We start from the raw sequence: 22,448 nt of genomic DNA on the forward strand, positions 1-22,448 counted from the left end.
CGCGATAAACAGAGGCGGTTTTTTATAATTATTCATAAATCAGGAGCAGCGTGATAACACAATCACCTGGTTCCTGGAGTGATGATTAACCCGCCCTGAGATCAACTGCTTTCTCTGTTATAAGCCATTGATTGTTTGGGTATGTAAACACCGGAGACCCAACCATGAAAAAGATTCTCGTATCATTTGTTGCCATTATGGCTGCCGCTTCATCTGCCATGGCTGCAGAGACAATGAACATGCATGACCAGGTAAATAATGCACAGGCACCTGCCCACCAGATGCAGTCATCTGCTGAAAAAAGTGCAATTCAGGGAGACAGCATGACAATGATGGATATGAGCAGTCACGATCAGGCCGCAATGTCCCATGACATGATGCAAAACAGCAATTCTGCTGCCCACCAGGACATGGCTGAAATGCATAAAAAAATGATGAAAGCTAAACCCGGAGCTACCAACGAAACAGCAAAGTCATTTTCTGAAATGAGCGAGCATGAGAAGGCCGCAGCTGTACATGAGAAGGCGAATAATGGTCAGTCTTCCGTTGTTCACCAGCAGCAGGCTGATAAGCATCGCAGTCAGATCACCCAGAATTAACCCGCAGCTCCACTTGTTAGACCCTCATTTGACGCCGAAGTCACTGGCTTACGCTCCCGTCCGGGAGCGTTTTTTTTTCCCATATATCAAACTTTAACTCTGAAGAGGTGGAAGTATCTGACCAACACTGTCACGTAACGCCAGATAACTACAAAAACACCTTTTTCCTCCTGTAAATTGCAGTTCCTGCAAGAACATCAAGGCATAATGTTGGAACAGCGTGTGATACACACTTAGCATCATGTTTTGTATGTGTTTTTTTTAAAACTTTACAACTTTAAAGTCTTTTTCAGGTTAAAGGATACAACTTTAATGTCTCTACACAGCAGAAGACAAGTGACACCAGCGCGCTGCCACTCATCGCGCTTGGCTTTACGAGCTGACGGTGGTGGCGTCCGTCACGGCCAGAATATTGCCCGCGGCCACGGTCCCCATCTTGATGTATGACGCGGCGGTAACGCCGCCAATATGCGGTGAAATCACCACGTTTTCTACGGACTGCCAGAGGTGCGGCGCCGTCAGCGGCTCCTGGGTAAAGCTGTCCAGCGCTGCGCTGTGCAGCGTGCCATCCCGGAGCGCCGCCAGTAACGATTCACTGTGGATCAGTCCACCGCGTGCCGTATTGACCAGAATGGCGTTCCGTTTGCAGTGTGCGAGCGCCTCGCTATTGATCATTCCCCGATTCTCATCGGTTAGCGGACAGTGCAAAGAGATGACATCGGAACGGGAAAGAAGTCCGGTCAGCGTCTCTGCACGTTCGCACAGGGCAGGCATCGATTTAGCATAGGGATCGTAAGCCAGCACCTTCATGCCGAAGGCATGACCAATAGTTGCCACGCGCGAGCCGATAGCGCCCAATCCGATTAGCCCCAGGGTTAATCCTTCCAGCTCAATGGATTTATGCGTTGCCTTATCCCAGTGCCCGTCCCGCAGCCGCTTGTCCAGAGGCACCACGGACTTTGCGCAGGCGAGGATCAGCGCCCAGGTATGTTCAGCCACTGCCGCCGCGTTTGCGCCTGGGGCAGCGCGGACGGCGATATTGCGCTCGGCCGCTGCCGTCTGGTCTATCACATCGATCCCGCTTCCGTGCTTGGAAATAACCTGCAGAGCCGGGGCGGCATCCATGACTTTCGCGGTGATCCGGCCGTAACGAACCAGAATCGCCACGGGATTGTGTCGTTCACACAGCGCGATCAGGTCATCTTCTGTCGGCTGGCGGCCCGCAAACACCACCTCAAAGCCCTGCAGCATCACCATGGCCTGCTCCGCCAGGTCGCTTCCGGTAACCAGAATTACGTCTTTGCCCCCCATCACAGCATCTCCCCGTCAGCTAACATACCTGCCTTACGAAGCGCGTCATCAAGCCAGTGTGGACGCAAATCGCCTTCACGGATGGCGGCAAGACGCCGGGTCTCCATCTCCAGCTTTTCTTTTGCCAGCGCGATAACCTGCTGAACCTCATCGCGCGGGATGACGACCACGCCGTCGATATCCGCGACAACCAGATCCCCTGCCTGAACCGTCGCCCCGGCGACTGAAATGGGATGATTAACCCGGCCAGAAATTAACTTTGTCGGGCCGCAGGGGTTCAGACCGGCAGAAAAGACAGGGTAGTGGCCTTTGCTCAGGGAATCGGCGTCACGTACAGCGCCGTCAATGATGATGCCCGCAATGCCGCTCGCCTGAGCCTGGGTGGCCATGATTTCGCCCAGCAGCGCGCAGCTCAGGTCGCCTTTGCCATCGACGACCAGGACATCGCCGGGTTGCGCAACCGCCATCGCGGCATGAATCGCCAGATTATCACCCGGACGGACTTCCACGGTGATGGCCGGACCCGCAACGGACATGTGAGGAGCCAGTGGTTTGATGCGGCCGTGAAGCGTACCGCGGCGACCGGCCACGTCGGCCAGAATGGCTGCCTGATACTCGGCAGCCCGACGAACGTCCTCGGCAGAAACGCGTTCGAACTGGCGATTAATCGCTTTTTTTTCAGAAACGGACATGAATGCCTCCATATTGTTTTACTAAGTACAACGCAGGTGTACAGAGCAAAACAACTATAGCGGTGTTGCTTTCCTTTTAGCCAGACCCGAGGTGGCGTTTGTGATGTAAACACGAAGTGACTCACAAAATTTGAGGTACACTCACTGCCGGGCTAACAAGGAGATAATGATGGGGAATGAAGGCGTTGTAGCGGTTGAAAAAGCGCTGGCTTTACTGGATTGCTTCCGTCCTGGGGATGAGAGCCTGACGCTGACCGCGCTGGCACAGCTGTCGGGTTATCACAAAACCACGGTTTACCGCTTGATGAATTCTCTTGAACGGATGAATTACGTCGTCAGGCATGAAGACGGCAATTATGCGCTTGGCCCACGTCTGCTTTACCTCGGCAAGCTGTATGAACAATCTTTCCATCTTTCGCGGGTGGTTCAGCCAGAGCTTCAGGCCTTATCCCTGGCGTCTCAGGAGAGCGCCAGCTGGTATGTGCTGGAGGGCGGGCAGCGCCTTTGCCTGTTTCGCGCGGAAGCGTCGCACGGCCTGCGACACAGCAATCTTCCCGGCAGCCAGTTCCCGCTCGATAATTCGGCCATCAGTAATGTCTTGCGCCACTGGGGGCTCAATGAGAGCCTGCCGGAGGGCGACGCTGAACTCCCTTTCTACACGTCAGGCGCACGCGATCCCCACACCGCGGCGTTTGCGATGCCTGTCTTCGGCGTTCACGACAAGCTGGTTGCGGCGTTAGCCCTGACCGGCCCCATCTCACGGCTGACGGAAGATCGTCGTGAGAAGGAGATAGGCCCGTTGATGAAGGCGGCGGCCAGCCGTCTGTCGCAGAAAATGGGAGCCAGTAAGCCCTTCTGTCAGCAGTTCTTTGGTGAAACGAGCGACGCGGCGGAAGAAAATCTTTAAACGCAGAAGCGGGACATGTGTCCCGCTTCTGTCATCATGAATGTGTGACCTGTTTTTCGTGTAGCTGAGCGTTGCGGGCCTGCCGTCCCATAATGAGTACCGCGATACCCCCGGCCAGGCACAGCACGGCCAGCGGAAGCATAGCCAGCGTGTAGCTGCCCGTTTGCTCGCTGATCATGCCGTAGGCATTTACCATGACCGCCCCGCCAATCAGGTTCGCGATGGCGCCAATCGCGGCCAGCCCTGCCGCCGCCGAGGAGCTGCTCATCCAGCCGGACGCCAGCGCCCAGAAAGGCCCTTTCATCGAATACGCGCCCGTCAGGATAATGCTCAGGATCGCGAGAGTGGCAAAGAGCGAGACGCTGACAAAGGCAGCGAACACGCCGGCGGCAATCATGAACAGCGTCAGCGCAGTATGCCAGCGGCGTTCATTGGTGCGATCGGAGTGTCGTCCCCAGACAATCATCAGAACCGATGCCAGACCGTAAGGAATGGCGTTAAACAGACCGGTTTGAAGATTATCAAGATGGAAGGATTTCAGCAGCTGAGGAGACCAGACGCTAATAGTGGTGCCCGCGGACGATGCGCCCGCGTAAATCAGCGCCATCAGCCAGATTTGACGATGCTTCAGCAACTGCCACGTCGTCTGGTGTCCAATGTTCTTTTGCTGGCTACGCTCGGTCTCAAGGGTGGTTTCCAGCCACTTTTTCTGTTCATCGCTGAGCCATTTCGCCTGATGAGGGCGATCCCGGAGAATAAACCAGGCCGCAATACCCAGCAGCACCGCAGGTAAGCCTTCAATAATGAACAGCAGATGCCAGCCGCGAAGACCCAGCCAGCCATCCAGCGACAGTATCAATCCGGAAAGCGGGGAGCCGATGAAGTTAGCGAGCGGGATGGCGACCATAAAGGACGCAATAATGCGCGCGCGGTAGCGGGCAGGGATCCACCAGGTCAGATACAGCACGACGCCGGGGAAGAAGCCTGCTTCCGCTGCTCCGAGAAGAAAACGGACGATATAGAGCGACGTGGTATTTTGAACCAGCGCCATGCCCATGGAGACGATGCCCCAGCTGATCATAATGCGCGGGATCCACAGCCGGGCGCCGACTTTCTGCATGGCCAGGTTGCTCGGCACCTCAAACAGGAAATAGGCCACGAAGTAGAGGCTGCTGGCGAAGCCAAACGCCGCTTTGCTGAGGCCAAGGTCCTCATTCATCTGCAGCGAAGCCATGCCGATATTCCCGCGATCGATAATCGAGACCAGGTAACTGACAATCAGAAACGGGAGAATACGCCAGATCACCTTCCGCATCGTCTCTCTTTCTATGTCCTCGGTGGCGGTCGCGCCGTTACGTAAATGTTCTGTCATTGTATCCTCGCAGGGTGTGTTCTTTGTTTTATTAGGTACAACTTAGTTTTATTAAACAAGACCACTATAGCGACGGTGCGTTCTTTTTATCCAGTTAATGGAAGGTTTAAATGATGTAAATAAGAGGTGACTCACAGATAGTGCGCTGCGGATATCGCTCAAGGCTGCTGACCAGCCGCAAGCAGGACGTGCCGGCAGAGAAATAATCACGTAACGCAATTATTGCACCAACTTTTCCTCTCCCTTCGACTAAGCTTCGACCAGATGCCCCGCCGCGCTCGCGGGGCCATATCCCTTTTGGTCAGAGCACGTACCATGCAGCTACTCAGCATTATTATTTTGCTTACCCTAACCGTGGTCATTCATTCGCTGTGGATGTTTGGCGTTTTAAAATTCATCACGTTAGACGTCGATTCTGCGGTACGCATTGTTTTACGCAATGTCGGTATCGTGATCTCTATGATTTTCGCCCATCTTCTGGAGGCCGGGCTGTTTGCTGCCTTTTATTTTGTCATCGACGCGTTTAATGACTGGAACACCAGCTTCTACTTTTCGCTGGTGAGCTATGCGACGGTAGGGTACGGCGACGTCACGTTACCCCAGCACTGGCGGCTCATCGGCGGGGTGGAAGGACTGGTGGGCGCGTTGATGGTAGGCTGGTCTGTGGCGGTTCTGGTCGCAGTGCTGCAGCGTTTGCGTGGCATGAGCGCCTAAACGGTAGATGTGCAATCCCCATCTGGTAAGGTAAAGTACACCCCTTACGCGGCCGTCACGCTGCGGTTTTGAGGGGGGATGTGATAAACAGCCCACCCTTTTTCTCTGCTGGTTTACGCCAGCCTGCATGGTGCTGTGCTTTGCCTCTATAAAAGGGTTTTGTATGTCTGCTGCTCATCTCGGTTTCCCGACGGAAACCGTTGTTGTCTTTGTAGTGATGGCCGTTGGGGCGATGTTTATCGACCTCTTTATGCACCGTCACGATAAACCGATCTCGCTGAAAAGCGCCGCAATGTGGTCCCTCTTCTGGGTCATGATGGCGATGGCCTTCGCCGGGTTCCTGTACGTTCACCACGGCGCCGAGATGGCGAGCCTGTTCCTCACCGGTTATGCGCTGGAGGAGGTGCTCTCCGTCGATAACCTGTTTGTGATGATGGCGATCTTCGCCTGGTTCGGCGTGCCGGATAAGTACCGTCACCGCGTGCTCTACTGGGGCGTGCTGGGGGCGATTGTCTTCCGCGGTATTTTCGTGGCTATCGGCACCAGCCTGTTAAGTCTGGGGCCTTACGTCGAGGTGATTTTCGCGCTGGTCGTCGGCTGGACGGCGGTAATGATGCTCCGACGCAATGAAGAGAGTGACGAAGTGGAAGATTACTCGGGTCATCTCGCCTATCGCCTGGTGAAACGCTTCTATCCGGTCTGGCCGAAAATCAGCAGCAACGCCTTTATTCTGACGCAGAAAGAGGTGGATGCGGAGCTTGAAAAGCCGGAAAACCAGGACGTGATGGTTGGGCGCGTGAAGAAGGCGAAGCGCTATGCGACCCCGCTGCTGCTCTGCGTGGCGGTGGTGGAACTCTCAGACGTGATGTTCGCGTTTGACTCCGTGCCGGCCATTATCGCCGTCAGCCGCGAGCCGCTGATTATCTACAGCGCCATGATGTTCGCTATTCTCGGCCTGCGTACCCTTTACTTCGTGCTGGAAGCGCTGAAGCAGTATCTGGTGCATCTCGAGAAAGCGGTGGTGCTGCTGCTGTTCTTCGTGGCGTTCAAGCTGGGGTTAAATGCCACCGATCACTTCTGGCATCACGGTTACAGCATTGGCGCGACCGCCAGCCTGTTTGTGGTATTGGGCGTGCTGGCGCTGGGAATTATTGCGAGCGTGATGTTCCCGGGTAAACAAGAAGCCTGATGTACCGCCCGGTGGCGCTTTCGAATGTAGGCCGGGTAAGGCGCAGCCGCCACCCGGCAAAAAGGCTACTTGATGGGTGAATTCCGGCGCTTGCGCGGCGGGTGGAAGTGCCGCCAGTGCGGATCCTGCGCCGCCGCCAGCAGCTCGTGGTCGCCGCGGGTGTCCCCCCAGGCGCGCAGGTGATAGGCGTTCAGATCGCCATACACTTTTTCCAGCCTGGCCACCTTCTGGGCGCAGCGGCAGTTATGGCCCGTGATGCGCCCCGTCAGCTTGCCGTCTTTCACTTCCAGCTGCGTGCCAATCAGCTTAATGCCCAGTTTGTCAGCCCACGGCTGGAGCACCAGCGCCGGAGACGCGGAACAGATGGTCACCTCCGCACCGGAATTCACCTCGGCCGCCACGGCCAGAACCCCTTCGGGGCGCATCAGCTTGCTCCAGTATTTTTCGCAAAACGCTTCCGCCTGCTGGCGCAACCAGTGTTCATCCACGCCCGTCAGGAACGTTTTGATCAGCACTTCCTTTAGCTCATCGCGCGTCAGCTTGCGACGCACGCAGTGGAGCGTAGGCAGCGCCATACGCACCAGACGGCCCGCGAAGTAGCGTTTCCCGAAGGCAAAGCGCAGGAAAGGAATAAAGCTGTCGTGGTGTGTTAACGTCCCATCAAAGTCAAAGACAGAGAGCACGCTGGATTTCGCCACCGTCTCGTCGGCAATCATATTGGTCATAAATACGTCTTAGCTGAAATACACATTCTGTGGATCAGTTTACCTGCTTTACCAGGACAGTCCTTACATCACCACCATTTTTTTCTCGATCTTGCGATCTCAAAGTGAGTCCATTTTTGGCCTCGATAAGAATTGGTGAAAAAACGATCTGTCTATATTATCGCCACATCGCACGATATTCAGGGGAACCCTTTGGCCCCACAGGTAAGGAAAAACTCACTCACTACTGCTTTCTTGATATGACTCTTAGATCGTTTATTTCAATCCTGACGTTAAGTTTTGCGTCGTTTTCTGCATTCAGTTTTCAACTCCCCGCGTCGATGCTATCGATGAACAGTAACCTGGCCGTCTCGCCAGCGAAATCTGCACTGATGCAACAGGATACGGGCCCGCTGCGCGCACGCATCCTTGATCAATACCAAAAGTGGAAGGGGACCCAGTATCAGTGGGGCGGAACCACGCGCCGCGGCGTGGACTGCTCCGCGCTCATGCAGCACCTTTTCAGCGATGTGGCGCATCTTAACTTACCGCGCACGACCGGCGAGCAGATCCACCGCGGGGTGCAGGTGACGCAATACCGCCTGAGGCCCGGAGATCTGGTGTTCTTCCAGACGGGTCCGAACCGCAGGCATGTCGGCGTGTATATTGGCAATAGCCAGTTTATTCATGCCTCAAGCAGCCAGGGCGTCACGGTCTCAACCCTGACGGATACTTACTGGCAGGCGCACTACATTACTGCCCGTCGGGTTGCAGGCAGTGCGGCCTGACAGCCTCAGATGATGTCATCTACCACGCCGCCATCGACGCGCAGCGCCGCGCCCGAGGTGGCGGAAGCCTGGGGTGAACAGACATAAATCACCATATTGGCCACCTCTTCAACCGTGGCCGCGCGCTGGATCACCGAGCTGGGGCGGTTGGCCATCACAAACTCTTTCGCCAGCTGCTCCAGCGATTTACCGGTTTTTTCGATTTCATCCTTCATCATCTCTGCGAAACCGTCCGACATCGTTGGCCCCGGCAGTACGCTGTTGACCGTCACGCCGCTTCCCGCCATGAACTTCGCCAGCCCGCGCGCCAGGGAGAGCTGCGCCGTTTTGGTCACGCCGTAGTGGATCATATCCGCCGGGATATTGCAGGCCGACTCGGAGGAGATAAACACCACCCGTCCCCAGCCCTTTTGCACCATGCCCGGCAGGAGGGCGCGGGAAAGACGCACGCCGGACATCACGTTGGTCTGCCAGTAACGCTCCCAGGTCTCATCGTCGGTGGCATAGAAATCCTGCGGGCCGTAAATCCCGGCGTTGTTAACCAGAATATCGACGTTATTCGCCACCTTCAGCAGCGACTCGACCCCTTCCGCCGTGCTGAGATCGGCAATCGCGGCGCGCACCTGCACGCCCGGCACCACCTGCTGCAGCTGCTGAATGCCTTTATTCACCGATTCCGTGCTGCGGCCATTGACGATCACCTCGGCACCGCTTTCTGCCAGCCCTCTGGCAATGGCGAACCCGATCCCGCCGGTTGAGGCGGTCACCAGCGCCACTTTCCCCGTAAAGTCGATTTTCATCATCTGCTCCTTATCGTTTTAACGTTCGGACCTTAAAGCGTAGCAGGTGAGGATGACGGCTCCTGGCTAAAAAGGCGCAGCAGCGTCTCCACCTGCTCGTCAAGCGGGGCGAGGGAGCGCTTAACAATCAGGTGAAGCGGCGTCGCTCTGCGTGCACCGTGGCTCAGCGGCAGGCGTTTCAGGATGCCTTGATCCAGCTGGGTCTGGATGCGTTCCTCCGGCAGCCAGCCATAGCCGACCTGAGAGAGGACGGCCTCAATGGCGGCATCGATGGTGGAGAAGGTCCATGACTCACCGGCCGCGCGCGCGGCGGGCTGGCTGTCCGCAATCTGAATGAGCGGCCACGGGCGTAGCATGTCGTCGTTAAGCGGCGCGTCGAGGTGAAAGAGAGGATGCTGATGGTGGGCCACGGCAACAAAGTCGATATTCATCAGCCATTCGCCGAGCCCGGTCATGTCCTGGCGGCGGGTGAGGACCATCACATCGGCTTCGTCGTTAATGGCATCGTCCCGGGTGTTTTCCAGCACCTCGGTGAGGCGTACCTGGGTTTGCGGATACTGCTGCTGGAACTGGCGCAGAATGGCAAACAGGCGGCGGCGGGGGAAAATGGAATCCACCACCAGATCCAGCCGCGTGCGCATTCCGTTGCGAAGGGTCGCTGCGCGCGTCTCAACGTACGAAAAGGCTTTCAGCAGCGGTTTAACCTGGTTGAGCAGCAGTTCTCCTGCCGGCGTTAACACCGCCCGTCGTCCTTCCGGCACCAGGAGGGCCACGCCCAGCCGCTCCTGCAGCAGCGACAGGTTATAGCTCACCGAAGACTGGCTGCGGTGGGTTTCTTCTGCGGCTTTGGCAAAGCTGCCCGCCTCGACCACTCTTTCCAGTAAAGACCATTGTTCCAGCGTCGTCTTATGCATAATTTATCTAAAATTTGGATGAATTTGATTAAAACATAGCGTTATTCATTCAATTTTTGAAGGGGTACGATCGTCTCATCAAAACAAAGGAGACATCTTATGAACACCTTCGACAAACACGACTTAAGCGGCTTCGTTGGCAAACACCTTGTTTACACATACGACAACGGCTGGAACTACGAGATTTACGTCAAAAACGAGACGACCCTGGATTACCGTATTCACAGCGGTCTGGTGGCCAACCGTTGGGTGAAAGATCAGCAGGCTTACATCGTGCGGGTAGGGGAGAGCATCTATAAAATTTCCTGGACCGAGCCAACCGGCACCGACGTCAGCCTGATTGTGAACCTGGGCGACAAACTGTTCCACGGCACCATCTTCTTCCCGCGCTGGGTCATGAACAACCCGGAAAAAACCGTCTGCTTCCAGAACGATCATATTCCGCTGATGAACAGCTACCGTGATGCGGGCCCGGCGTATCCAACCGAAGTGATTGATGAATTTGCCACAATTACCTTTGTACGCGACTGTGGTGCCAATAACGAAAGCGTGATCGCCTGTGCGGCCAGTGAATTGCCGAAAAACTTTCCAGATAACCTGTAATAAGCGCGACAATTAACTAAATAGAAAAGTTCCCGGCTATTTCATATTATTTTGAAATAGCCGGGATTTTTTTTGTTTGTTGAGGATTGGTTTAAATGTTTCCATTTCAAAATGTTGCGGAAGATCACATCAAAAATATTTAATATAAAATTAACTTGTTGTTTTTCAATTGGCTGCTAGTTGTCTTATAACGTTGTAAACGTTGTCTTAATTTTTCCCTAAGGAAAGAGAGCTACTTTGATATGAGTTTATGGTTCGTTGAAATAAGCGGGCTGGCATTTGGTTAATATCAAAAACATGCCATTTTGATTGCAAGGAAATTAATAATGAGTGATTTTCTGCCTTTTTCGCGGCCGTCGATGGGCGCTGAGGAAATTGCGGCGCTTCAGGACGTTTTGATGTCGGGCTGGATCACCACAGGGCCTAAGAATCAGCAACTTGAAGAGGCATTCTGTCAACTTACCGGGAATCAGCATGCGATTGCCGTCTGTTCCGCCACCGCGGGCATGCACGTTACGCTGATGGCGTTGGATATTGGCCCGGGCGATGAAGTTATTACCCCTTCCCAGACCTGGGTCTCCACGCTGAATATGATCGTATTGCTGGGCGCCACGCCGGTCATGATTGATGTGGACAAAGATACATTAATGGTGACGCCAGAAGCCGTTGAAGCCGCTATTACCCCGCGCACTAAAGCCATTATTCCCGTTCACTATGCCGGCGCGCCGTGTGATATCGACGCAATTCATGCCATCGGTGAACGTCACGGTATTCCGGTGATTGAAGATGCGGCCCATGCCGCCGGAACGTATTACAAAAACCGTCACGTGGGCTGGAAAGGAACGGCAATTTTCTCCTTCCACGCCATTAAAAACATGACCTGCGCGGAAGGCGGCCTGGTGGTCACGGATAATGCCCAGCTGGCACAGCGGATCCGCAGTCTGAAATTCCATGGCCTCGGCGTAGACGCCTATGATCGCCAGACGCACGGCCGCGCGCCGCAGGCGGAAGTGATCGCGCCGGGCTATAAATACAACCTGGCGGACATCAACGCCGCGCTGGCGCTGGTGCAGTTAGGCAAACTGAAAGAGGCCAACAAACGCCGCCAGGAAATCGCTGAACGCTACCTGCGGGAGCTTGCCGATACGCCGTTCCAGCCGCTCACTATTCCGTCATGGCCGCACGTGCACGCCTGGCACCTGTTTATTATTCGCGTGGATGAAGCGCGCTGCGGGATCTCACGCGACAACCTGATGGCGGCGTTGAAAGAGAAAGGCATCGGTACCGGCCTCCATTTCCGCGCGGCCCACACGCAAAAATACTACCGCGAGCGTTTTCCTGATGTATCGCTCCCGAATTCTGAATGGAATAGCGCGCGTATTTGTTCTCTCCCTCTTTTCCCGGACATGACTCATGACGACACAACCCGCGTCATTACCGCACTCCATCAGCTTGCAGGACATTGATATGTTCAGTGCACCGCCTGTACAAAAAGTATCCGTGGTCATCCCGGTTTATAACGAGCAGGAGAGCCTGCCCGAACTGATCCGCCGTACAACGGCCGCCTGCGACACGATGGGCAAGGCCTACGAAATTCTGCTGGTGGATGACGGCAGTAGCGATAATTCCGCGCTGATGATGACCGAAGCCGCGCAGGCTGAAGGCAGCCACATCGTTGCCGTGCTGCTCAACCGTAACTACGGCCAGCACTCGGCGATTATGGCGGGGTTTAGCCACGTCACGGGCGATCTGATTATCACCCTGGACGCGGACCTGCAAAACCCGCCGGAAGAGATCCCGCGCCTGGTGGCCAAAGCCGACGAAGGCTATGACGTGGTCGGCACGGTCCGTCAGAACCGTCAGGACAGCCTGTTCCGCAAGCTGGCCTCGCGCACCATCAACCGTCTGATCCAGCGCACGACCGGTAAAGCGATGGGTGATTACGGCTGCATGCTGCGCGCCTACCGCCGCCATATCGTCGACGCCATGCTGCATTGCCACGAGCGCAGCACCTTCATTCCGATTCTGGCGAATACCTTTGCCCGTAAGGCAACGGAAATCCCGGTTCTGCACGCTGAGCGCGAGCACGGGGAGTCGAAGTACAGCTTTATGCGCCTCATCAACCTGATGTACGACCTCATCACCTGCCTGACCACCACGCCGCTGCGTCTGCTGAGCGTGTTCGGCAGCATCATCGCCGTGGCCGGTTTTGCGCTGTCCGTTCTGCTGGTGGTGCTGCGACTGGTCTTTGGCCCGCAGTGGGCGGCGGAAGGGGTCTTCATGCTCTTTGCCGTGCTGTTTATGTTCATCGGCGCCCAGTTTGTCGGGATGGGGCTCCTCGGTGAATACATTGGCCGTATCTATAACGACGTTCGCGCGCGTCCGCGCTACTTTATTCAACGTGTTGTCCGTCAGGAACACAAAGCATCTCAAGAGGAAATTCACCCATGAAAGCTGTTGTATTTGCCTATCACGATATGGGGTGCACGGGCACGCAGGCCCTGCTGGAAGCGGGCTATGACATTGCGGCAATCTTTACCCATCCGGACACGGCTGGAGAGAATAACTTTTTCGGCTCCGTGGCGCGTATCGCCGCCGAGCGTGGTATTCCGGTTTATGCGCCAGACGACGTCAACCACCCGCTGTGGGTGGAGCGCATCCGCGCCCTCGCGCCTGACGTCATCTTCTCGTTTTACTATCGCAACCTGCTCTCCGACGAGATCTTAGGCCTGGCTGCAAAAGGCGCCTTTAATCTTCATGGTTCTCTGCTGCCTGCCTACCGTGGCCGCGCCCCGCTGAACTGGGTGCTGGTGAACGGTGAAACGGAAACGGGCGTGACGCTGCACCGCATGGTACGCCGTGCGGATGCGGGCGCTATCGTGGCGCAGCAGAAGGTCGCTATTGATGCGGACGATACCGCGCTGCAGCTGCATCAAAAGCTGAACGCGACGGCACAGACGCTGCTGCGCGATGCGCTGCCGGGCATCCTTAACGGCACCTTCAGCGAAACCGCACAGGACGAGAGCAAGGCAAGCTGCTTTGGCCGCCGCGCGCCGGAAGATGGTCGTCTGGACTGGAACAAACCGGCCCGCCAGCTGCACAACCTGGTGCGCGCCGTGACCGACCCGTGGCCGGGCGCCTACAGCTTTGCGGGCGTCAGCAAGTTCATCGTCTGGAAATCCCGCGTGCGTGACGACATTCCGGCGGCAAAACCGGGCACCGTCGTCTCCGTCTCCCCGCTGATTGTGAGCTGCGGCGAGCAGGCCCTGGAGATCGTTACCGGCCAAACCGACAACGGCCTGTACGTTCAGGGCACCCAGCTGGCGCAGTCGCTGGGGCTGGTGGCCGGGGCGCTGATCACCAGCGCGCCGGTGGTGGCCATCAAACGCCGCACCCGCGTGCTGATCCTCGGCGTGAACGGTTTTATCGGTAACCACCTGACCGAACGTCTGCTCAAAGACGATAACTACGAAATCTACGGCCTGGATATTGGCGCGGATGCGATCAGCCGTTTCCTCGACAACCCGCGCTTCCACTTCGTGGAAGGGGACATCAGCATCCACTCCGAGTGGATTGAATACCACATTAAGAAATGCGACGTGGTGCTGCCGCTGGTCGCTATTGCCACGCCAATCGAGTACACCCGTAACCCGCTGCGCGTGTTCGAGCTGGACTTCGAAGAGAACCTGAAGATCATCCGCGACTGCGTGAAATACGACAAGCGCATCATCTTCCCGTCCACCTCTGAAGTGTACGGCATGTGTACCGATAAGAACTTCGATGAAGACACCTCCAACCTGGTGGTCGGGCCGATCAACAAACAGCGCTGGATTTACTCCGTCTCCAAACAGCTGCTGGACCGCGTGATTTGGGCCTACGGTGAGAAAGAGGGCCTGCGCTTTACCCTGTTCCGTCCGTTCAACTGGATGGGTCCGCGTCTGGATAACCTGAACGCAGCGCGTATCGGCAGCTCCCGTGCGATCACCCAGCTGATCCTGAACCTGGTGGAAGGCTCGCCAATCAAGCTTATCGAAGGCGGGAAACAGAAACGCTGCTTTACGGATATCAGCGACGGTATCGAAGCGCTGTTCCGCATCATCGAAAACAAAGATAATCGCTGCAACGGTGAAATCATCAACATCGGCAACCCGGACAACGAAGCGAGCATTCGCGAACTGGCCGAGATGCTGCTGGCCAGCTTTGAGCGCCACCCGCTGCGCGATAAATTCCCGCCGTTTGCCGGCTTCCGCGAAGTGGAAAGCAGCAGCTACTACGGTAAAGGGTATCAGGACGTTGAGCACCGTAAGCCAAGCATTCGCAATGCGAAGCGCTGCCTGAACTGGACGCCGACGGTGAAGATGGAACAAACCATTGATGAAACGCTTGATTTCTTCCTGCGCACCGTGGAGCTGTCGGAACAGGTCTCATGAAAAAAGTCGGTTTACGCATTGATGTCGACACCTTCAGGGGAACGCGTGACGGCGTACCCAAACTGCTGGAACTGCTGAGCAAGCATGGCGTGCGCTCCAGCATTTTCTTCAGCGTGGGGCCTGACAACATGGGACGCCATTTATGGCGTCTGGTTAAACCGGCATTTCTGTTCAAAATGCTGCGCTCGCGCGCAGCATCCCTCTACGGCTGGGATATTTTGCTGGCCGGCACCGCCTGGCCCGGCAGACGCATTGGCGCGGGTAATGAAGCGGTTATCCGTGAGGCGGCACAGCATCATGAGGTGGGTCTGCACGCCTGGGATCACCATGCCTGGCAAGCCTGGGCGGGCGTCTGGGATATCCCGCGCCTGTCCCGTGAGGTCGAGCGTGGGATGCTGGAACTGGAGGCCATTATCGGTCAGCCCGTGTGCTGCTCCGCCGTGGCGGGATGGCGTGCGGATCAGCGCGTCGTGAAGGCCAAAGAAGCCTTTGCGTTTCGCTACAACAGCGATTGCCGCGGAACCGGGCCCTTTTTGCCGCTGTTGGGCGAAAATCGCTACGGTACGGTGCAAATTCCGGTCACGCTTCCCACCTGGGATGAAGTGGTCGGGCGCGAGGTGAAAGCTGATGAGTTCAATCGCTACATCCTGGACCGCATTCATCGTGACGCCGGTACGCCGGTGTATACCATCCATGCCGAAGTGGAAGGGATTGCGTATCAGCATGATTTCGACGAACTGCTGACGATGGCCGCTCAGGAGGGCATTGCGTTTTGCCCGTTAAGCGAGCTGCTGCCAGACGACCTCAGCACCCTGCCCGTGGGCAAAGTGGTCCGCAATGAACTGGCTGGCCGGGAAGGCTGGCTTGGCTATCAACAAACCGTGAGTCCGGTCCAATGAAAACAGCCCGTTATGGCTTAGCGCTTCTCGCACTGTTTATCGTTTACTACCTCATCCCGGTTGATATCCGCCTGCTTTGGCAGCCTGATGAAACGCGCTATGCGGAAATCAGCCGCGAAATGCTGGCCTCCGGAGACTGGGTTGTCCCGCATTTTTTGGGGCTGCGTTACTTTGAAAAGCCGATTGCTGGCTACTGGATCAACAGCATCGGGCAGATGCTGTTCGGGCACACGAACCTCGCCGTGCGCGCCGGGTCTATCTTCTCCACCGGTTTAGCGGCGCTGCTGGTCATCTGGATGGCCTGGCGTCTCTGGCGGGATAAGCGGACAGCCATTTTCTCCGGCCTGATCTTCCTGACCCTGTTCCTGGTGTATGGCATCGGCACGTATGCGGTACTGGATCCCATCATCACTCTGTGGCTGGTGGCGGCGATGTGCAGCTTCTGGCTGGCGTCACAGGCCCAAACTGTTGCCGGAAAAGCGGGGGGCTATGTGCTGCTTGGGCTGGCCTGCGGGATGGGGGTGATGACCAAAGGCTTCCTGGCGCTGGCGGTACCGGTGATTGGCGTGCTGCCGTGGGTGATCGCCCAGAAGCGCTGGAAAGAGGTGCTGATTTTTGGCTGGCTCGCGATCCTGAGCTGCGTGCTGATTGTTCTGCCATGGGGGCTGGCGATTGCGCAGCGTGAGCCTGACTTCTGGCGTTACTTCTTCTGGGTTGAGCATATTCAGCGTTTCGCCCAGAGCGACGCGCAGCACAAAGCCCCGTTCTGGTACTACGTGCCGTTCCTGATCGCGGGTAGTCTGCCGTGGCTGGCGCTGCTGCCCGGCGCGTTTCGTCTCGGCTGGCATGACAGACAAAACGCGGGCGGCGGGTTCTATCTGCTGGGTTGGGTGGTGATGCCGCTGCTGTTCTTCAGCATCGCCAAAGGCAAGTTGCCGACCTATATCCTGCCGTGCTTTGCCCCGCTGGCGATCCTGATGGCGCGCTATGCCTGCCTCGCGGCGGAGAAGGGTGCCAGAGCGTTACGCATTAACGGCGGGATCAACCTGGCGTTTGGCGTTATTGGCATGGTGGCGGCGCTGGTGGTCTCTCCGTGGGGGCTGGCTAAGCATCCGGTCTGGTCCTCGGTTGAACTGTATAAAGTGTTCTGCGCGGTGGTCGCGTTCCTCATCTGGGCCGCGGTCGGCTGGTTTACGTTCAGGCAGAGTCAGCAGCGCTGGTGGCTTGCGGCGCTCTGCCCTGCGGGCCTGGCGCTGCTGATCGGTTTTGCCATTCCTAACCTGGTGGTGGATTCCAAACAGCCGCAGTCGCTGGTCGACACCGTGCGCGAGCCGCTTCAGGACAGCCGATTTGTCTTGGCCAATAACGTGGGCCTGGCCGCTGGCCTGGCGTGGGAGCTGAAGCGCAATGACATCACGCTGTTTGGCCAGAGTGGCGAACTGCGCTACGGGCTGGATTATCCTGATGTGAAAGATCGTTTTGTCGGTAAAGGTGACTTCGCGCAGTGGCTGGCTGAGCACCGCCAGCAGGGACGCGTATCGCTGGTGATTCTGCTGTCAAAACGCGATGACCTTTCGCGGGCGAATCTGCCAGAACCGGACAGCCTGTATATCCAGGGCCGTCTGGCCTACCTGCAGTATCTGCCGAAGTGATGACCTGGATCTGGCTGATACTGGCAAGCCTGCTCAGCTGTGCGGGACAGCTGTGCCAGAAACAGGCTACCCGTCCGGCGAAAGCCGGGCGGCGTGGCGTGCATATCGCGCTGTGGCTTGGCCTGGCTCTGCTGGCGCTGGGCAGCGGGATGCTGGTCTGGCTGGTGGTGCTGCAGCGCCTGCCTGTCGGCATTGCCTACCCCATGCTGAGCCTCAATTTTGTCTGGGTGACGCTGGCGGCGAAGGTATTCTGGCGTGAAAACGTCGCCTTGCATCACTGGCTGGGGGTGGGGTTGATCATCATTGGGATTGTTATCCTGGGAGGGAGCCTGTGAAAGGGGCGTTCTGGGCCTTATGCAGCGTGCTGTTAGTCAGCGCCGCGCAGCTGCTGCTGCGCGAGGCCATGCAGGCTCTGCCTCCGGTCAGCGAGATTCTGACGTTTATTTCCGCGCTGTGGCACGTCTCGTCCGGCACGGGCGCGCTGCTGCTGGGGTTGATGGGGTATGTGGCTTCTATGGGCTGCTGGTACCTGGCGCTGCATCGCATGGCGCTCAGCAAAGCGTATGCCTTGCTGAGTCTTAGCTATATCCTGGTGTGGGGCGCCGCGATCCTGCTGCCGGGCTGGGGAGAAAGCTTCTCCTGGCACGGGCTGGTCGGCGTCGTGTTTATTATGTTGGGTGTACTGGTGATTTTCCTGCCCCGACGTGGATAATCGACTCGGTGGTCAGGGTGTAAGGGGTCGACGTACAAACGGCTAGGCTGAGTGAGCCGATCTGCACCTGGCTGACCGAGTGCGACGGCGCCGTGCTGTCGATGCTGACAATCTGCCATGCGCTACCGCCACGCTGTTTGATGATTGCCTCTTTTCGCGTCCAGATACGCCAGAAGGCGGCAAGCCGTTCCTCTGGCGCTTCGCGCTCAAGCTCATCATGCTCCGTCATGCTGAAGACGGCATTCGCTAACGCCTGCCAGTTCTTCCTGGGGCGAATCACTTCGATATCACAGCCGACTTCGCCTTCATCGCTCATCAGCAAGGCGATATCGTCACCGCTGTGGCTCAGGTTGAACCACAGCGGATGGCCCTCCGCAAAGGCCGGTTTCCCCTGCTCGCCGTAAATAATGTCGGGGAGCGGATGAGGGGATAACGCTCTGGCGAGCAGCATCCTGCCAGCCAGCCATGAGGCATTGCGAGCACCCTGAGGTGCGCTGTCTGCGAGCGTTGACGCCAGCGGGTCCGCGCAAAGGGTGGATATTTTTCCCAGTACAAACTGGTACATAGTTACGCCCAGCGTTTAATGATAATCGAGGTGTTGATGCCGCCAAACGCGAAGTTATTGCTCTGCAGATACTCGCAATCGATCTGGCGGGCTTCTCCCATAATATAATCTAAAGCACCACATTGCTCATCCGGTTGCCTTAAATTGAGTGTCGGGGCAAACCAGCCTTCACGCATCATCTGTAAACTCATCCATGCTTCCAGCGCGCCGCAGGCTCCGAGCGTGTGGCCAAAATAGCTCTTCAGCGATGAAATCGGCACGTTGTCACCATAGATAGCGGCAGTGGCCTGGCTTTCAGCAATATCACCGCGATCGGTGGCAGTACCGTGTGCGGAGATATACCCCATATCCAGGGCGCTTAATCCCGCCATGGCCAGCGACTGCTCCATACAAATCTGCATGGTTTCACGCTGAGGCTGGGTGATATGGGCCGCATCACAGTTAGTGGCAAAGCCCACGATTTCGCCGTAGATAGTGGCCCCGCGCGCTTTGGCATGCTCCAGCTCTTCGAGTATAAGGGTGCCCGCGCCTTCCCCAATCACCAGACCATCGCGCTGCGTATCAAATGGCGAAGGGGTGGTTTTGGGTTCATCGTTACGCTGGCTGGTGGCAAACAGCGTGTCAAACACCGCCGCTTCAGACGGGCACAGCTCCTCAGCGCCCCCCGCAACCATAACGGTCTGATAGCCGTGGCGAATCGCCTCCCAGGCGTAGCCAATTGCCTGGCTGCCGGACGTACAGGCGCTTGAGGTCGGGATGACGCGGCCACGTAATCCGAAGAACAGTCCGGTATTCACCGCGGTGGTGTGCGGCATCATCTGCACGTAGGTTGTGCCGGTGATGTTATTGGTGTGCTTTTCGGTGAGCATAGTGGCGAATTCGCTGACGGGCCCGGTACTGCCTGTGGATGAGCCATACGCGATACCCGTTTGCCCATTGGTGAGCACCTCCTCGCCAATCAGCCCCGCCTGCTCCAGCGCCAGCTCGGTGGCGCGGGTCGACATCAACGACACGCGGCCCATGGCGCGGATCCGTTTGCGGGTATAATGTTCCGGCAGCGTGAAGTCATCAATCGGCGCGCCCAGCAGGGTGTGCAGGCCATCATAGATCTGCCACTCCGGCATTTTACGCACCGCGTTTTCATACGCCAGCAGCCTGCTGGACACGGATTGCCAGTTTTCGCCAAAGGCGGTCACGCCGCCCATGCCCGTAATCACCACGCGACGCGTCATAGCATTCCTCCGTTAATGGAAATGACCTGGCGGGTGACGTAACCCGCAATATCTGACATCAGATAGCTTGCCAGCCCGGCGACCTCCTCAGCCTGGCCCATGCGTTTCATTGGAATGATGGACATCGCTTCTTTCAGCGCGGCCTCTTCCATTTCAATCATTCCGGTATCAATCAGCCCCGGCGCAATGCAGTTCACGGTGATTTTGCGTTTTGCCAGCTCAATCGCCAGCGCTTTGGTGGCACCGATAATGCCCGCTTTTGCCGCGCTGTAGTTCACCTGCCCGCGGTTACCCATCACGCCGGACACGGACGATAAGGTGATAATGCGTCCCCCTTTACGGGTGCCAATCATCGGCATAATGCAGGGGTGAATGACGTTATAAAAACTGTCGAGATTGGTGTGGATCACGCTGTCCCAGTCGTCTTCACTCAATGCCGGAAAGGCGCCATCGCGGGTGATACCCGCGTTGCTGACCACGCCATACCATGCGCCATGGGCTTCAATGTCCTGTTCCAGCACCTCGCGGCACTGTTCGCGGTTGCCCACATCAAACGAGAGTAAACGGCCGTTGCCGCCCGCCTGCGTGATGGCGTCCAGCGTCTCCTGCGCGCCTGCGGCATCACGATGGTAATGCACGCCTACGGTAAACCCGTCGGCGGCAAGCTGGCGGGCGATGGCGCGCCCTATGCCTTTGCTGGCCCCGGTGACCAGTACGGAACGACTCATGCGTTAGATCCCTGATTAAAAAGCGAGGTTAATTCTTCTGCGCTTGGCTGGAAGGTGTTGACCCGGCCCGTGGCCAGCGTCTCTTTATTAGCGGAAATTGCGCATTCAAAACTGCCGAAGCGTTCGTCCTGCATCAGCAGCTTAACGGTGATGTCCAGCGTCAAGCCTGCGGCGAAACGCCCGCTGGCGCAGATCAGTTCACGCGCGCCGAGCACCATGCCCAGCGCAATATGCTCCTGCCCCTGCTGCTGGCGATGCCAGCCGGACCAGACGCCGACGGTCTGCGCCATCAGCTCGAGCGCGTACCAGCCCGGCAGGTCGCCATCGGCATTCAGAAAGGGTGCCAGCACGCTTTGTCTGTCTATCGCGACGCGGCATACCGCCATGTCGTCCGTCACATTCTCAACGGACTCCAGCAGCATCATGGGCGCATCGTGCGGCAAATAGGCTTCGGGTGATAAGTAGCTCATGACGCTCTCCCCAGCAGAATGCTGGCGTTGTTGCCGCCAAACGCGAACGAGTTAGACAGAATGACCGGCTTTGTCAGCGCGGTGCGCTGGTGCAGCAGACCGCACGGCGCCAGCGTGTCGTCCGGTGCGTAGCGGGCGAAGTCCTGCGGCGGTAAGGGCAGATCCCGCGTCAGAATCAGCCAGCTCAGGGCCGCTTCGGTGATACCGGCAGCGCCCAGCGTATGGCCGGTAAGGTGTTTGGTAGAACTACAGGGCACGCTTTCCCCAAAGAGATCGTGTACCACCTGCGATTCAATCTGATCGTTAAGCGGCGTGGCCGTGCCGTGCAGGTTGATGTAGCCGATATCTCCGGGCTGCATACCCGCTTCGTTGAGCGCCTGCGTGATGGCTCTGATCGCCCCTTCGCCCTGCGGATGCGGAGCGGAGATATGGTACGCATCGCTGGATTCCCCCGTCCCGAGCAGCGCCACGTCCGCGGGCTCACGGCTAAGCACCATCAGCGCGGCGGCTTCACCGATGGTGATCCCCCGACGGTCGCGACCAAAAGGCTCGCAGAGCGTAGGGGAGAAGGATTCAAGGCTGTTAAACCCGTTGACGGGCATCCGGCTCAGGGTATCTGCTCCGCCAACAATGGCGATGTCCACCAGCCCGGCTTCAATCAGACGTTTGCCGCCGATCATCGCTCGCGCGCTGGAAGAGCAGGCTGTCGAGATCGTATAGGCCGGGCCTTCGAGCTGAAGCCAGTTGGCGAGGAAGCGGGACGGATCGCCGAGCTCCTGCTGCGGGTACTGCCAGTGCGTGCTCGCTGCGCCATGGGTCATGCGCTGCACGTGCTCATCGCCTTCATCCAGCCCAGAGGTGCTGGTCCCCAGCACCACGGCCACCCGATCGCGGCCGACGCGGGCGATAGCCTCGTCGATGGTCGGCTGAATCTGCGCCAGCGCGGCCAGCAGAAGCTGGTTGTTGCGGGTGCGGTGTGCGGACAGCGTTTCCGGGATGGGCGGCAGTTCGCCTTCCACACCGCCCAGCACGGCGTCGGGTGAACCCTGTAACCAGCCGGTTCGGGCATGCATACCCGGCGCTACGCCCGTCACCAGGTTAGCAGCGATTTCATCATGCGAGTTGCCCAGCGCGTTGACCATGCCAACAGCGGAAATATAAATCATC

24 protein-coding genes are annotated in these 22,448 nt (G+C 57.4%); 13 read left to right on the forward strand and 11 right to left on the reverse strand.

What is annotated here, in order from left to right; translation table 11 throughout:
- Positions 1 to 164: 164 nt before the first annotated feature.
- Positions 165 to 599, forward strand: a complete 435-nt coding sequence (gene pcoE, locus ACOTXF_RS09370; protein ID WP_000723069.1) for a copper resistance system metallochaperone PcoE — start codon at positions 165 to 167, stop codon at positions 597 to 599.
- 372 nt (positions 600 to 971) lie between these two features.
- On the opposite strand, the gene ACOTXF_RS09375 is transcribed toward pcoE, so the two are convergent.
- Both ACOTXF_RS09375 and ACOTXF_RS09380 read right to left on the reverse strand, forming a co-directional pair.
- On the reverse strand, positions 972 to 1,910 hold the full coding sequence (locus tag ACOTXF_RS09375; RefSeq protein WP_008503114.1) for an NAD(P)-dependent oxidoreductase: 939 nt from the start codon (positions 1,908 to 1,910) through the stop codon (positions 972 to 974).
- Complete coding sequence (locus ACOTXF_RS09380) at positions 1,910 to 2,602, reverse strand: RraA family protein (protein ID WP_232926884.1); 693 nt, start codon at positions 2,600 to 2,602, stop codon at positions 1,910 to 1,912. The genes ACOTXF_RS09375 and ACOTXF_RS09380 overlap by 1 nt, the downstream gene beginning before the upstream one ends.
- Positions 2,603 to 2,771: 169 nt before the next feature.
- Between ACOTXF_RS09380 and ACOTXF_RS09385 the strand changes: the two genes are divergently transcribed.
- A complete protein-coding gene (locus ACOTXF_RS09385) occupies positions 2,772 to 3,509 on the forward strand; it encodes an IclR family transcriptional regulator (protein ID WP_047745207.1) in 738 nt (245 codons plus the stop codon).
- A 34-nt stretch (positions 3,510 to 3,543) separates the two neighbouring features.
- Here ACOTXF_RS09385 and ACOTXF_RS09390 read toward each other — a convergent pair whose 3' ends face one another.
- Positions 3,544 to 4,881: an MFS transporter gene (locus ACOTXF_RS09390; protein ID WP_008503111.1), complete on the reverse strand. Its 1,338-nt coding sequence runs from the start codon at positions 4,879 to 4,881 to the stop codon at positions 3,544 to 3,546.
- 315 nt (positions 4,882 to 5,196) lie between these two features.
- Here ACOTXF_RS09390 and ACOTXF_RS09395 point away from each other — a divergent pair, with 315 nt between their 5' ends.
- Together ACOTXF_RS09395 and ACOTXF_RS09400 are read left to right on the forward strand one after the other, a co-directional pair.
- Positions 5,197 to 5,595: a potassium channel family protein gene (locus ACOTXF_RS09395; RefSeq protein ID WP_008503110.1), complete on the forward strand. Its 399-nt coding sequence runs from the start codon at positions 5,197 to 5,199 to the stop codon at positions 5,593 to 5,595.
- Positions 5,596 to 5,758: 163 nt separating this feature from the next.
- Positions 5,759 to 6,784, forward strand: a complete 1,026-nt coding sequence (locus ACOTXF_RS09400; protein ID WP_048963139.1) for a TerC/Alx family metal homeostasis membrane protein — start codon at positions 5,759 to 5,761, stop codon at positions 6,782 to 6,784.
- 65 nt (positions 6,785 to 6,849) lie between these two features.
- Here the strand turns inward: ACOTXF_RS09400 and ACOTXF_RS09405 are convergent, their stop codons facing one another.
- Positions 6,850 to 7,509: an HAD family hydrolase gene (locus ACOTXF_RS09405; RefSeq protein WP_008503107.1), complete on the reverse strand. Its 660-nt coding sequence runs from the start codon at positions 7,507 to 7,509 to the stop codon at positions 6,850 to 6,852.
- A gap of 320 nt (positions 7,510 to 7,829) precedes the next feature.
- Here ACOTXF_RS09405 and ACOTXF_RS09410 point away from each other — a divergent pair, with 320 nt between their 5' ends.
- Positions 7,830 to 8,276, forward strand: a complete 447-nt coding sequence (locus ACOTXF_RS09410) for an NlpC/P60 family protein (RefSeq protein WP_181519356.1) — start codon at positions 7,830 to 7,832, stop codon at positions 8,274 to 8,276.
- Between the two features lie 5 nt (positions 8,277 to 8,281).
- On the opposite strand, the gene ACOTXF_RS09415 is transcribed toward ACOTXF_RS09410, so the two are convergent.
- On the reverse strand, positions 8,282 to 9,076 hold the full coding sequence (locus tag ACOTXF_RS09415) for an SDR family NAD(P)-dependent oxidoreductase (protein ID WP_045416981.1): 795 nt from the start codon (positions 9,074 to 9,076) through the stop codon (positions 8,282 to 8,284).
- A 32-nt stretch (positions 9,077 to 9,108) separates the two neighbouring features.
- Positions 9,109 to 9,990: a LysR family transcriptional regulator gene (locus ACOTXF_RS09420; RefSeq protein WP_023345056.1), complete on the reverse strand. Its 882-nt coding sequence runs from the start codon at positions 9,988 to 9,990 to the stop codon at positions 9,109 to 9,111.
- Between the two features lie 99 nt (positions 9,991 to 10,089).
- On the opposite strand from ACOTXF_RS09420, the gene ACOTXF_RS09425 reads away from it, so the two are divergent.
- The 8 genes from ACOTXF_RS09425 to arnF all read left to right on the forward strand — a co-directional run bounded on the left by ACOTXF_RS09425 (position 10,090) and on the right by arnF (position 18,286).
- Positions 10,090 to 10,593: a phenolic acid decarboxylase gene (locus tag ACOTXF_RS09425; RefSeq protein ID WP_008503103.1), complete on the forward strand. Its 504-nt coding sequence runs from the start codon at positions 10,090 to 10,092 to the stop codon at positions 10,591 to 10,593.
- 326 nt (positions 10,594 to 10,919) lie between these two features.
- Positions 10,920 to 12,059 carry a UDP-4-amino-4-deoxy-L-arabinose aminotransferase gene (gene arnB / locus ACOTXF_RS09430; RefSeq protein ID WP_045416978.1) on the forward strand — a complete coding sequence of 380 codons (1,140 nt, stop codon included), beginning with the start codon at positions 10,920 to 10,922 and terminating at the stop codon, positions 12,057 to 12,059.
- A 1-nt stretch (position 12,060) separates the two neighbouring features.
- Entirely contained in the window at positions 12,061 to 13,044 is a 984-nt protein-coding gene (gene arnC, locus ACOTXF_RS09435; RefSeq protein ID WP_008503101.1) for an undecaprenyl-phosphate 4-deoxy-4-formamido-L-arabinose transferase, read from the forward strand.
- On the forward strand, positions 13,041 to 15,023 hold the full coding sequence (arnA, locus tag ACOTXF_RS09440; protein ID WP_008503100.1) for a bifunctional UDP-4-amino-4-deoxy-L-arabinose formyltransferase/UDP-glucuronic acid oxidase ArnA: 1,983 nt from the start codon (positions 13,041 to 13,043) through the stop codon (positions 15,021 to 15,023). Before arnC ends, arnA begins: the two co-directional genes overlap by 4 nt.
- Positions 15,020 to 15,922, forward strand: coding sequence for a 4-deoxy-4-formamido-L-arabinose-phosphoundecaprenol deformylase (gene arnD, locus ACOTXF_RS09445; protein WP_008503099.1), 903 nt, complete (start codon positions 15,020 to 15,022; stop codon positions 15,920 to 15,922). The genes arnA and arnD overlap by 4 nt, the downstream gene beginning before the upstream one ends.
- Complete coding sequence (gene arnT, locus ACOTXF_RS09450; RefSeq protein WP_047745209.1) at positions 15,919 to 17,574, forward strand: lipid IV(A) 4-amino-4-deoxy-L-arabinosyltransferase; 1,656 nt, start codon at positions 15,919 to 15,921, stop codon at positions 17,572 to 17,574. The genes arnD and arnT overlap by 4 nt, the downstream gene beginning before the upstream one ends.
- Entirely contained in the window at positions 17,574 to 17,909 is a 336-nt protein-coding gene (gene arnE / locus ACOTXF_RS09455; protein WP_023294741.1) for a 4-amino-4-deoxy-L-arabinose-phosphoundecaprenol flippase subunit ArnE, read from the forward strand. The genes arnT and arnE overlap by 1 nt, the downstream gene beginning before the upstream one ends.
- Positions 17,906 to 18,286 carry a 4-amino-4-deoxy-L-arabinose-phosphoundecaprenol flippase subunit ArnF gene (arnF, locus tag ACOTXF_RS09460; RefSeq protein WP_032675597.1) on the forward strand — a complete coding sequence of 127 codons (381 nt, stop codon included), beginning with the start codon at positions 17,906 to 17,908 and terminating at the stop codon, positions 18,284 to 18,286. Before arnE ends, arnF begins: the two co-directional genes overlap by 4 nt.
- Here the strand turns inward: arnF and acpT are convergent.
- Genes acpT through ACOTXF_RS09485 form a run of 5 tightly spaced genes read right to left on the reverse strand, consistent with a single transcriptional unit; the run spans position 18,243 to position 22,447 of the window.
- Positions 18,243 to 18,851 carry a 4'-phosphopantetheinyl transferase AcpT gene (gene acpT / locus ACOTXF_RS09465; protein WP_023326249.1) on the reverse strand — a complete coding sequence of 203 codons (609 nt, stop codon included), beginning with the start codon at positions 18,849 to 18,851 and terminating at the stop codon, positions 18,243 to 18,245. The two genes, arnF and acpT, sit on opposite strands and share 44 nt — an antisense overlap.
- A gap of 2 nt (positions 18,852 to 18,853) precedes the next feature.
- Complete coding sequence (locus ACOTXF_RS09470; protein ID WP_047745210.1) at positions 18,854 to 20,083, reverse strand: beta-ketoacyl-ACP synthase; 1,230 nt, start codon at positions 20,081 to 20,083, stop codon at positions 18,854 to 18,856.
- Positions 20,080 to 20,811 (reverse strand): 3-ketoacyl-ACP reductase FabG2, encoded by a 732-nt coding sequence (locus ACOTXF_RS09475; protein WP_008503093.1) that lies wholly within the window; start codon positions 20,809 to 20,811, stop codon positions 20,080 to 20,082. The genes ACOTXF_RS09470 and ACOTXF_RS09475 overlap by 4 nt, the downstream gene beginning before the upstream one ends.
- Positions 20,808 to 21,281, reverse strand: coding sequence for a 3-hydroxy-fatty acyl-ACP dehydratase (locus ACOTXF_RS09480; protein ID WP_047745211.1), 474 nt, complete (start codon positions 21,279 to 21,281; stop codon positions 20,808 to 20,810). Before ACOTXF_RS09480 ends, ACOTXF_RS09475 begins: the two co-directional genes overlap by 4 nt.
- Positions 21,278 to 22,447 carry a beta-ketoacyl-[acyl-carrier-protein] synthase family protein gene (locus tag ACOTXF_RS09485; protein WP_047745212.1) on the reverse strand — a complete coding sequence of 390 codons (1,170 nt, stop codon included), beginning with the start codon at positions 22,445 to 22,447 and terminating at the stop codon, positions 21,278 to 21,280. Before ACOTXF_RS09485 ends, ACOTXF_RS09480 begins: the two co-directional genes overlap by 4 nt.
- Position 22,448 lies beyond the last annotated feature (1 nt).

The organism is Enterobacter cloacae complex sp. IR53041 (assembly GCF_049238285.1).
Classification (GTDB): Bacteria; Pseudomonadota; Gammaproteobacteria; order Enterobacterales; family Enterobacteriaceae; genus Enterobacter; species Enterobacter roggenkampii.

Coding starts and splice junctions, on each gene's coding strand:
- acpT (WP_023326249.1), bottom strand. CDS start 18,851: ATGTACCAGTTTGTACTGGGAAAAATATCCACCCTTTGCGCGGACCCG.
- ACOTXF_RS09410 (WP_181519356.1), top strand. CDS start 7,830: ATGCTATCGATGAACAGTAACCTGGCCGTCTCGCCAGCGAAATCTGCA.
- ACOTXF_RS09390 (WP_008503111.1), bottom strand. CDS start 4,881: ATGACAGAACATTTACGTAACGGCGCGACCGCCACCGAGGACATAGAA.
- ACOTXF_RS09420 (WP_023345056.1), bottom strand. CDS start 9,990: ATGCATAAGACGACGCTGGAACAATGGTCTTTACTGGAAAGAGTGGTC.
- ACOTXF_RS09385 (WP_047745207.1), top strand. CDS start 2,772: ATGGGGAATGAAGGCGTTGTAGCGGTTGAAAAAGCGCTGGCTTTACTG.
- pcoE (WP_000723069.1), top strand. CDS start 165: ATGAAAAAGATTCTCGTATCATTTGTTGCCATTATGGCTGCCGCTTCA.
- ACOTXF_RS09480 (WP_047745211.1), bottom strand. CDS start 21,281: ATGAGCTACTTATCACCCGAAGCCTATTTGCCGCACGATGCGCCCATG.
- ACOTXF_RS09415 (WP_045416981.1), bottom strand. CDS start 9,076: ATGAAAATCGACTTTACGGGGAAAGTGGCGCTGGTGACCGCCTCAACC.
- ACOTXF_RS09380 (WP_232926884.1), bottom strand. CDS start 2,602: ATGTCCGTTTCTGAAAAAAAAGCGATTAATCGCCAGTTCGAACGCGTT.
- ACOTXF_RS09425 (WP_008503103.1), top strand. CDS start 10,090: ATGAACACCTTCGACAAACACGACTTAAGCGGCTTCGTTGGCAAACAC.
- ACOTXF_RS09470 (WP_047745210.1), bottom strand. CDS start 20,083: ATGACGCGTCGCGTGGTGATTACGGGCATGGGCGGCGTGACCGCCTTT.
- arnE (WP_023294741.1), top strand. CDS start 17,574: ATGACCTGGATCTGGCTGATACTGGCAAGCCTGCTCAGCTGTGCGGGA.
- ACOTXF_RS09405 (WP_008503107.1), bottom strand. CDS start 7,509: ATGACCAATATGATTGCCGACGAGACGGTGGCGAAATCCAGCGTGCTC.
- ACOTXF_RS09485 (WP_047745212.1), bottom strand. CDS start 22,447: ATGATTTATATTTCCGCTGTTGGCATGGTCAACGCGCTGGGCAACTCG.
- ACOTXF_RS09395 (WP_008503110.1), top strand. CDS start 5,197: ATGCAGCTACTCAGCATTATTATTTTGCTTACCCTAACCGTGGTCATT.
- arnA (WP_008503100.1), top strand. CDS start 13,041: ATGAAAGCTGTTGTATTTGCCTATCACGATATGGGGTGCACGGGCACG.
- arnC (WP_008503101.1), top strand. CDS start 12,061: ATGTTCAGTGCACCGCCTGTACAAAAAGTATCCGTGGTCATCCCGGTT.
- ACOTXF_RS09475 (WP_008503093.1), bottom strand. CDS start 20,811: ATGAGTCGTTCCGTACTGGTCACCGGGGCCAGCAAAGGCATAGGGCGC.
- ACOTXF_RS09375 (WP_008503114.1), bottom strand. CDS start 1,910: ATGGGGGGCAAAGACGTAATTCTGGTTACCGGAAGCGACCTGGCGGAG.
- ACOTXF_RS09400 (WP_048963139.1), top strand. CDS start 5,759: ATGTCTGCTGCTCATCTCGGTTTCCCGACGGAAACCGTTGTTGTCTTT.
- arnT (WP_047745209.1), top strand. CDS start 15,919: ATGAAAACAGCCCGTTATGGCTTAGCGCTTCTCGCACTGTTTATCGTT.
- arnB (WP_045416978.1), top strand. CDS start 10,920: ATGAGTGATTTTCTGCCTTTTTCGCGGCCGTCGATGGGCGCTGAGGAA.
- arnD (WP_008503099.1), top strand. CDS start 15,020: ATGAAAAAAGTCGGTTTACGCATTGATGTCGACACCTTCAGGGGAACG.